General features: G+C 61.9%; 13 protein-coding genes. 6 read left to right on the top strand and 7 right to left on the bottom strand.

What is annotated here, in order from left to right:
- Positions 1-914 precede the first annotated feature (914 nt).
- Positions 915-1,373, bottom strand: coding sequence for a c-type cytochrome (locus NEZ08_RS16780; RefSeq protein WP_298109077.1), 459 nt, complete (start codon positions 1,371-1,373; stop codon positions 915-917).
- A 514-nt stretch (positions 1,374-1,887) separates the two neighbouring features.
- Between NEZ08_RS16780 and NEZ08_RS16775 the strand changes: the two genes are divergently transcribed.
- Together NEZ08_RS16775 and NEZ08_RS16770 are read left to right on the top strand one after the other, a co-directional pair.
- A complete protein-coding gene (locus tag NEZ08_RS16775) occupies positions 1,888-2,703 on the top strand; it encodes a sulfite exporter TauE/SafE family protein (RefSeq protein ID WP_298109074.1) in 816 nt (271 codons plus the stop codon).
- Positions 2,700-3,017 carry a DUF1634 domain-containing protein gene (locus NEZ08_RS16770; RefSeq protein ID WP_298109071.1) on the top strand — a complete coding sequence of 106 codons (318 nt, stop codon included), beginning with the start codon at positions 2,700-2,702 and terminating at the stop codon, positions 3,015-3,017. Before NEZ08_RS16775 ends, NEZ08_RS16770 begins: the two co-directional genes overlap by 4 nt.
- A gap of 205 nt (positions 3,018-3,222) precedes the next feature.
- Here the strand turns inward: NEZ08_RS16770 and NEZ08_RS16765 are convergent, their stop codons facing one another.
- Positions 3,223-3,480 (bottom strand): hypothetical protein, encoded by a 258-nt coding sequence (locus tag NEZ08_RS16765; RefSeq protein WP_298109340.1) that lies wholly within the window; start codon positions 3,478-3,480, stop codon positions 3,223-3,225.
- Positions 3,481-3,654: 174 nt separating this feature from the next.
- Here NEZ08_RS16765 and NEZ08_RS16760 point away from each other — a divergent pair, with 174 nt between their 5' ends.
- Complete coding sequence (locus NEZ08_RS16760; RefSeq protein ID WP_298109069.1) at positions 3,655-5,139, top strand: ATP-binding protein; 1,485 nt, start codon at positions 3,655-3,657, stop codon at positions 5,137-5,139.
- Between the two features lie 42 nt (positions 5,140-5,181).
- On the opposite strand, the gene NEZ08_RS16755 is transcribed toward NEZ08_RS16760, so the two are convergent.
- The 5 genes from NEZ08_RS16755 to NEZ08_RS16735 all read right to left on the bottom strand — a co-directional run bounded on the left by NEZ08_RS16755 (position 5,182) and on the right by NEZ08_RS16735 (position 12,315).
- Positions 5,182-5,451, bottom strand: a complete 270-nt coding sequence (locus NEZ08_RS16755) for a hypothetical protein (RefSeq protein ID WP_298109066.1) — start codon at positions 5,449-5,451, stop codon at positions 5,182-5,184.
- 643 nt (positions 5,452-6,094) lie between these two features.
- Positions 6,095-9,613: a DEAD/DEAH box helicase gene (locus tag NEZ08_RS16750; RefSeq protein WP_298109064.1), complete on the bottom strand. Its 3,519-nt coding sequence runs from the start codon at positions 9,611-9,613 to the stop codon at positions 6,095-6,097.
- Complete coding sequence (locus tag NEZ08_RS16745) at positions 9,597-10,376, bottom strand: Hachiman antiphage defense system protein HamA (protein WP_298109061.1); 780 nt, start codon at positions 10,374-10,376, stop codon at positions 9,597-9,599. The genes NEZ08_RS16750 and NEZ08_RS16745 overlap by 17 nt, the downstream gene beginning before the upstream one ends.
- A 20-nt stretch (positions 10,377-10,396) precedes the next feature.
- Positions 10,397-11,482: a nucleotidyl transferase AbiEii/AbiGii toxin family protein gene (locus tag NEZ08_RS16740; RefSeq protein WP_298109056.1), complete on the bottom strand. Its 1,086-nt coding sequence runs from the start codon at positions 11,480-11,482 to the stop codon at positions 10,397-10,399.
- Positions 11,479-12,315 (bottom strand): DUF6088 family protein, encoded by an 837-nt coding sequence (locus tag NEZ08_RS16735; RefSeq protein WP_298109337.1) that lies wholly within the window; start codon positions 12,313-12,315, stop codon positions 11,479-11,481. Before NEZ08_RS16735 ends, NEZ08_RS16740 begins: the two co-directional genes overlap by 4 nt.
- A gap of 188 nt (positions 12,316-12,503) precedes the next feature.
- Between NEZ08_RS16735 and NEZ08_RS16730 the strand changes: the two genes are divergently transcribed.
- From NEZ08_RS16730 to NEZ08_RS16720, 3 genes are read left to right on the top strand one after another with little or no spacing between them, the layout of a single operon-like run.
- Entirely contained in the window at positions 12,504-13,067 is a 564-nt protein-coding gene (locus NEZ08_RS16730; protein ID WP_298109054.1) for a hypothetical protein, read from the top strand.
- A complete protein-coding gene (locus NEZ08_RS16725) occupies positions 13,067-13,417 on the top strand; it encodes a hypothetical protein (protein ID WP_298109052.1) in 351 nt (116 codons plus the stop codon). Before NEZ08_RS16730 ends, NEZ08_RS16725 begins: the two co-directional genes overlap by 1 nt.
- Positions 13,414-14,685, top strand: a complete 1,272-nt coding sequence (locus NEZ08_RS16720) for a hypothetical protein (protein WP_298109049.1) — start codon at positions 13,414-13,416, stop codon at positions 14,683-14,685. Before NEZ08_RS16725 ends, NEZ08_RS16720 begins: the two co-directional genes overlap by 4 nt.
- Positions 14,686-14,813 lie beyond the last annotated feature (128 nt).

Raw genomic sequence — 14,813 nt, 5'->3', positions numbered from 1 at the left:
TGGCGCACTGATACTTGCACTCCCAGGTCGCGTGATTAAGATGATTGAACTCTGCTTCCATCATGGTCTCCTTGAGGGTTCTTGGCGGTTCCCCAAGGAGACTTCATGACTCTATTCCCGAAGTTGTCGAACTTCCGGTTTTCGCCCCGCCATAGGCGGGGGCTTAGCAGGTTTGGTTAGTCACCACGGGTTCGCCGACAGTCCGGCATTCCCTGCACGACGGGTTGACGACTTATTCCACGCTCTCTCCGGCGATCGGGCTTTTTTGTCACCGTCGTTGGCGCAAAGGCATTGTCGCCAACTTAACGCCAGCGTCGAGGCGTCAAGACCACGCGGCTTTGTCGTCCGCGGAAACGCATTCGTCTGCTGCGCATCCGCGGCCGTCGCCTCCCGTGTCCAACGTCCGTGACGATCGCGAAACGCCCCTCATGGTGGGCACGGGATACGCGGCAAAGTGCTTCTGATTTGCCCGACACCACAAGCGAAATATTTCTTCGTCAATGAGTGGACAGTAGACTCGGGTTTGATCGAGCTGAAGAAATTGGATCTTTGGCGCAGTGGCCGGCGGCTATTTCGAGACGAGCGGAAGCTTCCGAACTGAACTTCGAGGGCGCTGCGACGTGAGCGAGCTTTGATGCCCCTCTTTGCACCTCCATCGTGAGGCATGAAGGTGCGGAGGAATGGATCCCGGTCCTGGTCCTTCGGACTATCCCGGAATGACGGCGGAGAGAGCGGATCGCAGGCGTTGGCGGTCATTCGGGGCGCGAGTGAACGGACATACGAGCCGGGGCGAACGACAAGCCAACTATGAGCCCATTCACGTCGTTCGCGTCAATTATCAGGACGTGCACCCGGCTTTGAGTCGGGGTCAATCAAGAATGCGCGCCTATCTCGTCTCTGTGGATTCGCCTCAATTACTGCGGCTTGCCGCCCATATCGAGCGGCTTGCCCTGCGCAAGCGACGTGATGTAGCTGACAAGCTGCGTCATTTGCTCGCTGCCATAGGCCGGCGGTTTCCCTCTAAGCGCTCCTGCGATGCAGTGTCCAATCTTGTCTTCCAATGTCTCAACCTTGTTCGCTTTGGGGTTGAAACGAGGATAGATCGTTGCGGCGTTAGCAAGACTCGGAATGGCATCGCCCTTGCTGGATTTGCCGGGCCCCGCGCCGCCCTCAACGTGGCAGGTTTGGCAGGTGTTGCCCGCGCCGCCGAAAGTTTCATGAACAAACAGCGCTTCCCCGTCTCGTATGGCTTTTTCCAGGTGGGGCTCGGTGGCAGCAGCTTGGTGAACGCCTGCAGTGCAAAGTCCTGAGCTTAATAGAAGCGCCGCTATGAAGCTCACTTTCTTATGGTCGCGCTCTATAAAAGAACCCATCTTGCATCCTTTCGGATCAGGTCTGTTGGGACAGGTGTATCAGATTGTCAGGACCGATGTAATGAGTCGTCCCGGAAGAATATTTCCGAGGCGTGATTTTAAGCGAAGCTTGCCGGAAAGACGGCGATCAAGGATCAGCATCCGGAAATGAAACGAGGCCTGTTCAGCGCGGAAAAAATGGCTCGGCCCAGCCTGGGGACGCCAGCCGGGGTTTTGAGGAAAGGCCGGACACAAGGGGATGGCACGCGACGCCCACATCTGAATCGGTTGCGTGCGTCTTCGGCGCGCGGCCTGGAGGTTCTGGCCTAACCTTGAAAGACGGCCATCGTCGGTCCGGGCCAACGAGCGGACAGAGACAGCTGACTTGCTGCGTTTATTCTGGCAAACTGGCTAACATTGGCGATCAGAGGCTCCCCGCGCTGATTCGAAGCAGCGCCCACGACGAAAAAAAGCTCTGCTTTGGAAAGAACAGCGTTTGGCGATAAGCACGAGCCTTGAATTCTGGTTGTTTGTCATGGCTCTCGGGGCGAGCGCGCTTGGCGGTATGCTTGGCATGGCAAGCGGCATTTTCATCGTTCCTCTCCTGACGATGGTAGCCGGCGTCAATATTCACACCGCGATCGGTGCGAGCCTGGTGTCCGTCATTGCGTGCTCCTGCGGAAGCGCGGCTGATTATCTCTATAGCCGCTTGACCAACGTTCGCTTGGCCGTCGTCCTGGAGATCGCCACGACCCTGGGAGCTCTGACCGGTGTCCTCTTGACAGGCATTATTCCGGTTCCTTTCCTGTTCGTTCTCTTCTCGATCATCCTGGTGGTGTCGGCAGTCCAGATGCTGTCACGACGGCGGGAGTTCCTCGCTCCGGCAGACGGACGCTGGGCTCACTGGCGGCTCGATTCAAGCTATCCCGACGTGCAGCTCGGGCGGGACATCGCTTACGAAGTGAAGAGGATCCCCGCAGGCATGTCTCTCATGTATGGGGCCGGTCTTATCTCCGCGTTGCTTGGCATCGGCAGCGGCGTGCTGAAGATACCGGCCATGGACACGGCCCTGAAGCTTCCGATCAAGGTCTCATCGGCTACCTCAAACTTCATGATCGGCGTTACCGCGGCCGCAAGTGCTATTGCCTATTTCGTCCGCGGTGAAATCGTCGTGCCCGTGGCCGGGCCGGTCGCCTTGGGTTCTGTCATTGGCGCGATCCTGGGAGCGCGGATCCTCCTGGTCATTCCCGGCGAAAAGCTTCGGCTTCTCTTCGTTGGTGTTTTGCTCATTCTTGCCGTTCAGATGCTTCTCGGCGCCTTCGGCATTGACCTCGTACGGGCCCCCGCATGATCGACCTGGCCCTGGAACGCCAGCGCGAACGCTTGCTCGCTTTCCTTCTGCGCTACGGCTCCTACCTTGGCTGCACGGCCATCGCTCTCGGCCTCCTTCTATCGTGGAAAGGCAATTCCGGCCTTTACGCAAACTGGAGCCTCTGGATGGTGAGCGGTGGCATTGCACTTTTGATAGGGCTACCCGTTCTCAGGCTCGCCGTGCTGCTTGCGACCTTCGCGGTCGAGCGTGATTATCGCTTCGCCGGCGCAACGGCGGCCGTCCTTGCCATTATTGCCGCCAGCCTAGCCGTTGGTCTTTTGCTCCCCCAATAGCCGGTTACGTTCTGCAACTGCAAGACCTGAGAACTGGCCGCTGGCAAACGGCAGTGGAACTGCGCGTCAATATCAGCAACGGTAGAAGTCGCGCGATTCGGCATCGCCGTCCGCTTCCGCTGCACCCTGAAAGCCGACATCCGTGCGATTTCGCTTCGACAGCAGCACGGCGATTCGCGATGCTGAGATTGAGCGATTATCGAAATCAAAGCAGCCGCGCCCTCCTGAACAACACACGTAACGCCTGCGTCGCCTGAATGCTCAGCATCGCGTTCTTGTCTGCCTGCTCCAACGCGACCTTCGCCTCGGCGTGCAGAGATCGAAACTCCATCCATTCGATCGGGCTGAGGCTGGTGATGAAGCGGTATGCTTGTCCAATGGTCTCGATGGTCACCGGCTCGCCATTCAACCTGATTTTGAATGATGCCCTGAGCGGCGTTTGAGAATTTGCGGGGTTCGTCATCGAAAGCAAACGGTGGACGCCGTCAATCAGGCTGCAGTGATGCGTCCAATTTCAACCTCCGCAGCAAGCTTGTCACCAACTTTTCACTTTCCACGGTTTCCTCTCCCGGAGCGCTCGACCGCCCCCGGCCAGATTGATAAACGCGATCTCCCAAAGTGGGATTTGAGTCGGGACATGACCGTTGCCATCGAAATTGGACGCACCGCAACGGGTGACCCGGCCAGTCTGGACCTCGAGGAACTTCTGGCGACGCGCCTTTTGGTGCAAGGCAATTCCGGCTCAGGCAAATCCCACCTGCTGCGCCGGCTTCTCGAACAGAGCGTTCCCTGGGTGCAGCAGACAGTGATCGATCCCGAAGGTGACTTCGTGGCGCTCGCCGAACAATTCGGCCATCTCGTCATCGACGCCGAGGAACACACCGAGCGCGGCCTTCAGGTTGCCGGCGAGCGCGTCCGCCTGCACCGGGTTTCGACCGTGCTCAATCTCGAGGGGCTCGACGCCGAAAACCAGATGCGGCGGGCTGCGGCGTTCCTTGGCGGGCTTTTCGAGGTCGCCCGGGACCACTGGTACCCGATGCTGGTAGTCGTCGACGAGGCACAGTTGTTTGCGCCCGCGGTGGCGGGAGAAGTTTCGGACGAAGCGCGCAAGCTTTCTCTCGGCGCCATGACCAACCTGATGTGCCGCGGCCGCAAGCGCGGGCTTGCGGGGATCATCGCAACGCAGCGGCTGGCCAAGCTTGCCAAGAACGTGGCGGCCGAGGCCGCCAATTTCCTGATGGGCCGAACCTTCCTTGACATCGATATGGCGCGTGCCGCGGATCTTCTTGGCATGGAACGCCGGCAAGCGGACGCGTTTCGTGACCTCGAGCGAGGACAGTTCATGGCACTGGGGTCCGCACTGTCGCGCCGTCCAATGAGTGTGCAGATCGGCCCTACGCAGACGTGTCCGCGCAACGCCTCGCCGCGGCTGATGCCTCTCCCGGAGGCAACAGCCGACGCACGCGCCATCATCCTGGCAACTCCGCCGCCCGAGGTGAACCGGCCGGTGCGCAGACCTGCGGCCGATATCGTCAGCGAATTGATGGCGGCGAAGGTGACGCCTTCCGAAGCGATGGAGCCGTCCCTCACGCCGGAAGAACAGGCGGAGCGGCGCGAACGACTGGACCAGATTCTCGGCGCCATCCTTGCAGAACCCGACGCCGGGTTTCGCGCCATCGACATTCTTTATCAGGAATTCGTGGTCCGCTGCCGGATCGAAGGTCTCGGTTCTTCGGCGCCAAGCCTCAGCCTGTTCCGGCGCATGCTGACCTGCGCCCGGGCCGGACTTCCCAGCAGCATGGAGGACGACGCCGAATGGCAGAAGGTCTCGCTCCACGCCCGGATCCTGCCGGAGGATATGCAAGGCGTCTTCCTGCTGATGGCCCGTGCCGCGAGAGAGAACCTGCCGTGTCCAAGCGATACGGCCATTGCCCGCGCTTACGGTACGCACTCGCTCCGTCGCGCGCGCCGGACGCTGGCCTATATCGAGGAACAAGGCCTCGTGATTTGTCAGCTCGACGGCATGGGACGGCGGACCGTGACGCTTGTCGAACCGCCCTGGACGACGGCGCCGGGCGACCCGAACGCAGATGAAGCGCTGAGCGAAAGCTGCGCGCTATAGTGGAAGATTCTCGCTAACGTAGCGCCCCTGATGGGAATTATCTCAAGTTGGGCGTCTGACGCTCTGGCTGGGGCGGGAGGGATCGAACCCTGCAATAATCCGTTGCCACACAAGGATTTTTCCATTGCGGCCCGCCCGTTTGATTCCATCTTTGATTCCAAAGCAAAAGCCCTCGTCGGAATGACCGATGTAGGCCACCTCGTCGTCCGAGGCCAAGGGCTGGAAAGCGAGGGGCGTCGTTCCCGAGCTGAGCATCATCCAGCACTTCGCGAGCTTCTGTGGATCAAACGCCGGAGCTTTGAGGTCCGCCATGCCCGACGCCGACTTCCTGCAGAATCTGCACTTATGTCCGCTGCTCGGGGGTAATGCGGACTCGTTTTGCTCAGCCCGAGCTTTTCCGAGTCTGACCGATGTTGTCGAAAAAGTCTTTTTGCATCGCTGAACGCAAATTTTCCGAGCTGTACCCCTTCGCAGACGGCCCAAGGAAGCGTTCCTTGCAGACGCGCCCGAGATAATTGTCCACGGTCGGCGACCAGACCTGCACCATGTCATGGCCGAGCGCGCCTCAAAGAGACGCGCCCATGCTAGGCGCGTCCCGCATCGAAGCTCTTGGGGGCCGTGCGCTTGTTCATGTAGCAAAGTGCACTAGCCGCGCTGCTTAGCGGCGTGCGACGTCCGACCACAAAAACGTCGCACGAGACCCGTCTTGTCCTGAGCGGTCATCCCGCGAAGCCATTGGGAAGAGGGATTTTTCCTTGGTGGACGTACCGGGGCTCGAGCCTCCGACTCGCTGATTAAGGACAGCCACGGGTTGAGAACAATCAGTGACTTGCCGGTCGCACCACCGGCCTTATCCGGCCGAAAATGGGCATTCGTCGCACGATCATAGTGCTTAGTTGCACTGCGCTTGTCGAGGAGGCGGTGCATGCGTGATCGGCGGGCCCTTAGTCGCGCTTCAGCCACCAGACAGGTCAGCAGGCCCCAAATAGGTGATGTTGATCCGGCCGACGTCCTGGGCCACCTGCGCGCGCAACAGCCCGGCTCTCCCAGGGTTAAGTGCGGCCTGAACGGTGCCAAGCGGCGAGCCATCGGTCGAGAGGACACGCGGTTGACCGGCCCAGTGATGAATCTGGACGGACGTGCCCGGCAGCGGCGGCGCACCAAGCCATGCCACGTTCGCCCAGTAGCGGCGATCCGCCCAGGTGCGGTTTTCACGCGGCGTGAAGCTCTGGACGAAGTCCGCCCACATCGCCTTGGTTTCCGCTGTCGGCCAATCCGCCTGCGCGCTCCATGCCGCGACAGCTTCCGAGTTGAGCCATTGCCGAAGCTCCTGACCCGTTTGGAAGGTGGCGCCGGTGTCGGTGACGGCCTTGATGGCAGCGAGCCTCGAGTTGAAGCCGGCTTGGATAAGGATGGACGCGGAGCGATTCAACGTGCCGGTTTCGACAGCGGGAACGGCGAGGCCAAGCTGATGGTCTTCGAGGAGAAGATCAAAGACGCCGACCGTATCGCCGTTTGCGGCCGCACGGACGCGGATCGCCTCTATGGCCCAAGGAAGGCGATAGACCAGGCCGCCCTCGATGAACTGCAGCGTCTCTGATTCCTGACCGGCAGCGATGCCGGCAAGAGGCTCGCCAAGAAGCCAGGCACGCAGGATATCCCGCCAATTTGCGGGCATGGGATCCGGCGTGAAGGGGTAGAAGGTGAAGACGCGCTCGGCCAGCGCCGTGATGGCCGCGATCGCCGCCTCGGCGTCACCTTGAAGAATCGCGCCATTGGCCTGGATCAGGAGAAGATTGGCGTCCGCCGCGATCGCATCGAGCGCATGTCCGGTCGTCAGTCCAACCCCAGCCAGGAAGTAGCCTCGGCGGCGCGCTGCTGTCGATTGGCTCCAGATAAGCCGGCTGCGGGAGACAAGGCCGGCCTTGAGGGCCTGCTGTACCTGCTCGTTCTGACGCAGTAAACGCCGGTGCCAGAGGGAGGATTGAAGGATGTCGTCCAGCGCGGCCTCGATTCCCTCGTCAGGGATGTCATTTTCGCCGATCAGGCTGAGGATGGCCGTGTCGAGCGTCGCGACATGGCGCTCCCAGTCGGCAAGAGCGCGCTCGCGATCCTCGGCCTCCTCATTCGCGATCTCCGGGAAAGTCCAGGCCGCGGCATTGTTGACGACATAGTCGACGAGCTGATTTAGGTCACCGCCGATCCGTGCATGCATACGAGACAAAAGCGTCCAAACCAGAAGCGCCAGCCCGCTTTCCATGTTTCGCGCGCCGAGATCGTTGATGAGCGCTTCCCAGTTACGCCGCTTCTTTGCGATATCGTCGAACATCGGGAAGAGCACGATGCCTTCGACATCGACATAGGCGCGGCCGGCTCGCCCGATCACGTTCTTGAACTCGGAGATTTCTATTCTTTCGCCATTGCGGTGGAGAGAGTGCATGACGACGGCCGTGGCCGACAGGTTGAGGCCCTGCGCCAAGGTCGGCGAGGAGATTGTCACCTTGAGCACATTGTCGCGGAGCAGTCGTTCCACCTCCTTGCGGTACGCGGTTGGCAGGGCGCCATGGTGGAGCGCAACACCTAGACGAAGGCATTTGAGGATTGCGCTATTCGGCCCCAGCCACTCCTCTCCCAATGCGATCGCGGTACTTAAAACCGCAGGATCGGCTTCAAGCAGGGAACGCAGCGCCCCGCGCTCATGAAGATCCACGATCACGTCGGCGAAGGGTTCGACGCTTCGTCGCTCCGGGCAGAAGACCAGGACGGTCTGCCCATCCTCAACCAACCGCCAAGCCGTCGCCAGGCAGAGTTCGCGCTGGTCGTCGGGAAAGAGGCGCTTTCGTTGGCGCTTTGGCGGAATCCAGTTCGGCGGCGCGGCCCCGGTGAGAAAACGCTGTACCCACGGACGTTCGTCGCCCACCCGGAGGTTCAATCGCGCGGAGGGCGACGTCCACACCACCTCGCCGAACCGCAGCCGGGTCGGTCGCCAGTCATTTTTAATCAGGCCGCCAGGGTGATCACGCCTCAGCCACGCGGCAAAGTCGTCGAGCTGATCGCCGTCGGGCAAGATCGCTGAAAGGCACACAATTCGCCGCTGGAGCGCGTCCGGACGGCGAAGAAGCCGCTGGATCTGCACTTCGTAGCGGACCTCGCGCTCGTTGAGCCCGATCATATGCCCCTCGTCGAAGACTAGAAGACCGACGTCGTCAAGAAGAGATGGGTCGTTACGGAGCGCGAAGTCGAGCTTCTCCGGCGTCGCCACCACGATGTCCCGTTCCCGGATCGCGTCCTCGTCGAAGCCACTTACACCAATGCTGCCGTAGAGCGCCGAGATCGTCTTGCCGAGCGGGCCGAAGGTCCTCTGCAAGGTCGTTTCTGTCTGAGCCGAGAGGGCACGTAGCGGAGTGACAAAAACCACCCGCCTGCCGCCGGCGAGGCAGCGCAGGATGCATAGTTCGGCAATGCGTGTCTTGCCGGCGCTTGTCGGCAGCGAAACCACCAGATCGTCAGACTGATCGACAGCGCGGGTTGCGGCCTCGATCTGCGATGGCCAGAGGTCGACCTCCGCCTTGGGACGCCGTTGAAGCAGTGCGATAAACAACTCGCGCAGCCGCGGCCAATCGGCCGCTTCGCCGCCTGCCGGTTGCAGCGGCACCCTCTCGTGGAAGGTGCTCGACCAGAGGTCGGACAGGAGATGAATCGCAATGCGATGCGCCCACCACTGCGGAAGCATGTTCAACTCGCTGCAAACGACGAGGCTCACACGAAGCCGCTCCAGTGCCTGATCGAGCAGCGGCCGCTCACCACGTTCCAAAGCTAGGAGAAACAGCGACATGGCCGCCAGGAAGCTGTCGGTCAGCGCAGTATCGAGCCCGTCGAAGAGGAAGTCGTTACCGCTATCGATGGGATTGGCCACGGCCTCGGTCTGATCGAGGTTGGTCTGGATAGCAGTGGCGATTCGAGCATCGCTACCTTCGCCGGAGGCCCGGTAGTCGAGCACGCTGGCGCGAAGAGCCCCGAAGTTCCGCCGCATCAACTGGGCCAGGACACGTTCGATTGGTGAGAAATTCTCATCGGCTTCGACGATCGAAAGCAAGGAATAGGCGCGCGCGGAAAGATGCGCGAGATGATAGCTCGCGGCCGTCATCACGAAGTGGAAGTCGCGATCGATCTCCTGGCGGTTGCCCTTGGCGATGACCGCCTCAAGGGCAGTGGCGGCTTGCTCGAAGGCGGTGCGCGCTTGGGCAGCGTCACCGCCAAGTTCGCGGAGGCGCAGGCCAAGCCCGAGAAGCGCATAACCATAAGAGTGCAGATCGTGACTGAGCTGAGGTGCAAACGCTGGAGCTCCCGCCGGCAAAACGCCGTCGCGCCAGATGATCGCTCGCGCCTGGCCGCGAGCGATCAGGCGTCCGCGAAAGCCTGCGGTTGCGGCTTCATTGATGTCTGCGACTATCGCCTCAGGCGTTGTTGGCATTGGCGATCACCTGATCATAGACAGCGCCGATAAAGGCAGCATGGCCGTCGATGCGGAGGCCAATCCCCCACTGGTTGAAAGCACCTGGGTAAGCCTGAAGTGAGGTCGTCAGCATCGCCTCCGGTGAATTGCCGGAGAAAGTGAATAGCAAGTGTCGTACACTCGCAGGCGGAATTCCATGCTTGAGCAGGGCATCGTCAATCGCGTCCGCCAATGGCAAATTGCCGAGCTCGAGCAGACGCGCAGAAATATATGAAAGGGCATGCGCCGACGGTAGCCCCCCATCCTTGTCGAGGTTAGCTCGCGCCTCGGCTACAACCTGTGCCGTGAGTGTGGCGCGACTTTTCGCCTCTGTCTTCAGGAAGCGCAGTAGCTGGGTTTGCGGATCTTGAAGAATGCCAATCACGTCTTCGCCGCGCATCGCCATGTTGCGATGATCCTTCCAGCGCAGCCGTTTAATCGGCGCGTGATAACCACCACTATGGCCGTCGATCCATTCCGTCGCATAAATTTCGCCAAGGTCGCCCGAGCGAATGGCCTTCGTCGTCGGGAGCTTACCCTCGATCAAGGCCGCGGCTGCGGGCTTTCCAAGCCGGCGGAGTGCTCGGGCGACGTGCTCCTCGGAAGCGTAGTGCCCTGGGATGACCGCCGCGGTCGCCTGAACGCCCGTTGCGAGGTTCGCAGCCTCGCCCGTCATTACTCTGCGGAAGTGATGTCCAACCTGCCCATCGGCAGAAACGCACCAATCGTTGAACTGTACCACCTGCGCGCCCCTCCTGCGGGTCAATAGTTCCGACGGGCTGGGCTATGACCGGGTGGTGCCTGGTTGAGCTTCTGTTCAATCGCTGCCACGCTCGCAAGCACATCCTCGAATGTCGGTGGCTCGCCAAAGATCATCCCGCGCATCGCGCGGTAGTCGGTCCGCAGCTGATCGACCATGCCGTCATGCGGCAAGAGCGCGAAGCTGCCTGGCGCCGCGCTCGCAAGATCGAAGTCCGGCCTGTTGAAGAACATTCGTGCATGCGCGACGCAGTCAGCGCCGAGGTCCGTGTCTGCCGCTGCCCCCATACCGACCGGCGCCTGCGCGAGAAGATGAAGATCATAATAATGTCTCGATACGCGCTGTCCGCCACCACGGAGCTCACCGCGCTTGTCAAACCAGCGACGTAACCCGTGGAGGATCGCGACCTTGTCCCAGAAGGTGCGCTGGGGCTCGACGGTACGCACTGACGGCACCGTCAAATCGAGCGCCGGCAGATCATCGTCGACGTAGGGTTTGATCGGCACTTCGCGGTTGGGATCGAGCGCCGACTTTGCGCCCGCCTCGATCTTGATCGCGGCCCGCACATAGTCCGAATGGGGGGTCGTTGCGGGATACCAGATCAACAGCGTCTGGCCGTCGGGGTCGGTGTCGTCGAGCTCGATGCGCCCGCCATTCGGAGTGAGGCCAGCGGTGGTCAGGCGGTTCGAGAGGATCCGGCTCAGCGCCTGGCGCATGGGGCCAGCGATGTAGGCTTGGCATGCGTCCCTGATCGCATCGAGCCGCGCTTTGCGTTTTTTGCCGCTGAGCGCCTCGAGTTCGGCGACCGTCGCCGGGGCGTCGATGTCATCGCGAAACACGGTGATGTCGACGTCTTCGGAGAAGCGGTTGATCAAGCCGAACCCCTTGGACAAGGATGTTCCGCCCTTGAAGAGAAGGCGCGGGCTTCCTTTCGGCAGGCCGTGAAACAGCGCGTCCAGTGTCCAACAGACCCAGAAATCCTTCTCGATGTTTTGAGAGGTCGTGCCGAGCCGAGCCGCGGTGGTATCGAAGGCACTCAGCATTGCCTCGGTGCCTGCAGAGAAAACCTCGTCAAAAGCCGCGTTCATGCGTTCGGCGTCCGTCGAGTTGAGCGCGGTCCTGACGATGGCCTGGACGAGATGGCGGCCTTCGAGCGGGACCGACTGGCTGCGCGATCCTGCTGGCGACTGGCCGCCGAACGTCGGCGGCGACGATGATGATCATCATCGTCATCATCATGATCATCGTCGGCAGCGGCGGGATTTGCCGATACATGCTGATCATCCTGGAGCACGGGTTTCAGAAAGACCTGCATCCAGGTCGGGACCGTCGTCAGCCCATCAATCAGATCTGCCTTAAGGGGCGGACCTGCCGCAGGATCATCGAGGAGCTTGCGAAGCTTGCGGCGCACCCGGTTGGCTTCGCCCTCGCGCGAGAGCAAATCGCGCATCCAGTGGAGCGCCTGAACGACGCGCATCCCAGGCCGTCCAGCCCAGAAGAGCTTGCTTGCCGCCGTCGGGCGAAAACTAATGGTGACATTGCCCAGTCGCAGCGCGCGGCGTCGTGCGTCGGAGTGGACGACAATCTTGGCTGGTACGGCATCCGTCAGGCCGAGGTCATTCGCCGCGGTCATGCCATCGACCAGCATGCGGACCTGGTCGCGGCGGCCGAGCGCCTCGATTACGGAGCGCGGATCTGGCGGATTGGATTTCTGCGTCAGCTTGTTGAAGCCGGGCCGATCATAGAGCCCGCGATCGATCCGGCGCAGTTGCTCCGCCGTAGTCAGTCGCTGGAGCGCCTTGTCGATAGCGTCGCGCGAGCCGAGGTCGAGGAAGTCCGATGGCGTCCACGCCTTGCGTGGCACATCGCTTTGGATGCGCTGCAGGACGGCAGCTTTGAGGTCGGGCGCCTGGTCGCTCATGTCCGAAACTTGTAGACATTTTTCGGACAATGGCCAAGCCGGCTGTCCGAAATACGTATACAAATTTCGGACAAACATCCAAATACCTCCACCCGGAAAACTGGGGAAAACCCAGTCGCGCCCCCGGATACCCTTGACGGCCTCCGATTCAATCACCATCTTCACTTACGTGAAGTGAGGATAATGAATTGCGGCACCGACTATTCGATCTAACGGGCGGCCAAACGGTCCTTTCAGGCGCTACCTCGGGACGCAAGCTGCTGAGTGCCCTGATCGCGGCGACGCCTTCGTCGGAGGCCCCGACGCCGGCGTTCCTCGACTTCACTCAAATCGAGGTCGCTACCGCCTCGTTCCTGCGCGAAGCCGTGATCGGTTTTCGCGACTACGCCCGGCAGTCATTGCGCAATGTCTACCCGGTTGTCGCCAATCTCCAGCCGGCTGTCGCCGAGGAGCTCGACTTCTTCGTGCGCGCCCGCGGAGACGTGCTCTGGAGCTGCGAACTTGACGCGGACGACACCGTCATCAGCGCACGGCTGATCGGCGAGCTCGATGCCGCCCAGCGCTCGACCTTTGATGTGGCTCGCGAGCTCGGCACCATCACGGCCCCCGAACTTGCCGCGCGGTTCACCGACCAGCGAATCGGCCCCACCGCCTGGAACAATCGGCTGTCCGCGCTCGCATCCAAGGGCCTGCTTGTCGAACGCAAGCAGGGCAAATCCAAGTCGTTCAGTCCCCTCCTGGAGATTGCTTGATGGGCCTCGATTACATCCGTGCGCAGACTGGCAAGCCATGGCGCAAGCGCTGGAACGGTGGTCTCGACCGCCTGAAATTGCCGACATTGTTCGAACTCACCATGTCCGAGACAGCGCGCACGGTGACCGCCCAGCTCGATGCCAGTTGCCGTCTCAAAGCGGGTGACACATTGATCGTCCAAACCGCGCCCGACGGCCTCACCGTCAGTGACGGCCTTCGCGCGGTCGGACACATCGCAAATCCCTCGTCCGAAATGACCGCCGCCATCGCAGACGGCGGCGGCTATGCCGAAGGCGTGGTCCAGCGCGTCGGACTGTTCGGCGATACCGCGGAGATCAGCGTGAAATGAACGACCGGCCGCCCCACGAACCGTCGCGCCGTTTCCCGCAACCGCAGCGGCTTTGGGATGATGCGACGCAGCACACACAGTCGCTGGGCTGCCCGACCTGCCTCGAGCGTGACCGTTGTGGCGGCGTCCATACCGACGCCGGCATCGTCGATTGCCGCGACCTCTGCTCCTGCAAGGACAAGAGCAAGTGCGACATGGTCTGCCGGTTCAATCCAAGCCTTTTCGTCGCCCGCATGCGCGAAGTGCGTGGCCTGGGCTTCGAGAACGCGCCGCGCGTTCCGGCGAACGGCGTTCCCGACCTGCCGATGATCGTGCCCTTCGTTGACCACGGCTACCGGCGTGTGGCGGCCCTTGACGAGGCGGTGGTCGCGCTGTCGCTGTACGAGCTTGTCAATCTCGCAACCGGCAAGCCGCATGTTACCTCCCGTGCCGAACTCGCCGATCGCTTCCGCTTCACCGAAGGCGCGACGATCGTCGTGTCGGGTGTCGACAAGGATAACCCGATCGAACGCTGGTGGGAGCTGAAGGAACGCGGCGCGATTCTCGCCGCGCTGAAGGCGCTCGGTGTCGCGCTCATCAGCACGCCGAATTACAGCGTGCTGACCGACGTGCCGCGTACCGACAATCTCCACGGCATGAAGCGGATCCTGCTGGCCTGGACGGAGATGGGTGCGGCAGGCCTGCCGGCTGCGCTGCACATCAACGCCCGCACGCAGCATGATTACGTCCGCTGGGGCAACCTCATCGCCGAACGTCCCGAGATCGAGATTCTCGCCTTCGAGTTCGCGACGGGCTGCGGCCGCGGCGAGCGGTTCGACTGGCATGTTGCCCAGCTCTGTGCGCTCGCTGACCGCGTCAATCGTCCGCTCGCGCTCGTCATCCGGGGCGGTGGCCGCAGACTCGGCGTGCTGCGGTGCCATTTCGACAAGGTTTCTCTGATCGAGACTGAAGCGTTTTCCCGCACCATGCGGCGGCGACGCGCCTATTTGACCGAGTCCGGGCGTCTCAAATGGGCGAAATTCCCGACCCCGAAGGGCGCGCCGATCGACGACCTTCTAGCGCACAATGTCGCGCTCGTCCGGGCTTCCTATGAGGCATCGGAAAGCCCCCCGGTGCGACTACGTCCGACGTCGCGCCGCATCCGGCGCGCAGCGAACGCAAATGGAGAGGCCGTCCAGCCAGGCCTTTTGCATCAACTCCACCTGCCCGGTGAGGCTCGGGGCGTCGCCCCAGAGCCGCAGCGCGTGATCGCCACTGCGAAACCTTAGCTCGGCGGCATCATGGGCAAGGGCGCGAAACAACTGACCAATGCCGTAACCGTGGCCCGTGCTGCGCGCGTACCGCGAGGCGCCGTCGGACGCCGCGACCCGCAACGCCGCACCAGAGTCTTCGAGGC

Origin of the sequence: Bradyrhizobium sp. (genome assembly GCF_027451485.1) — a bacterium.
Lineage (GTDB): Bacteria > Pseudomonadota > Alphaproteobacteria > Rhizobiales > Xanthobacteraceae > Bradyrhizobium.
This window is presented reverse-complemented; position numbering and strand designations above follow the sequence as displayed.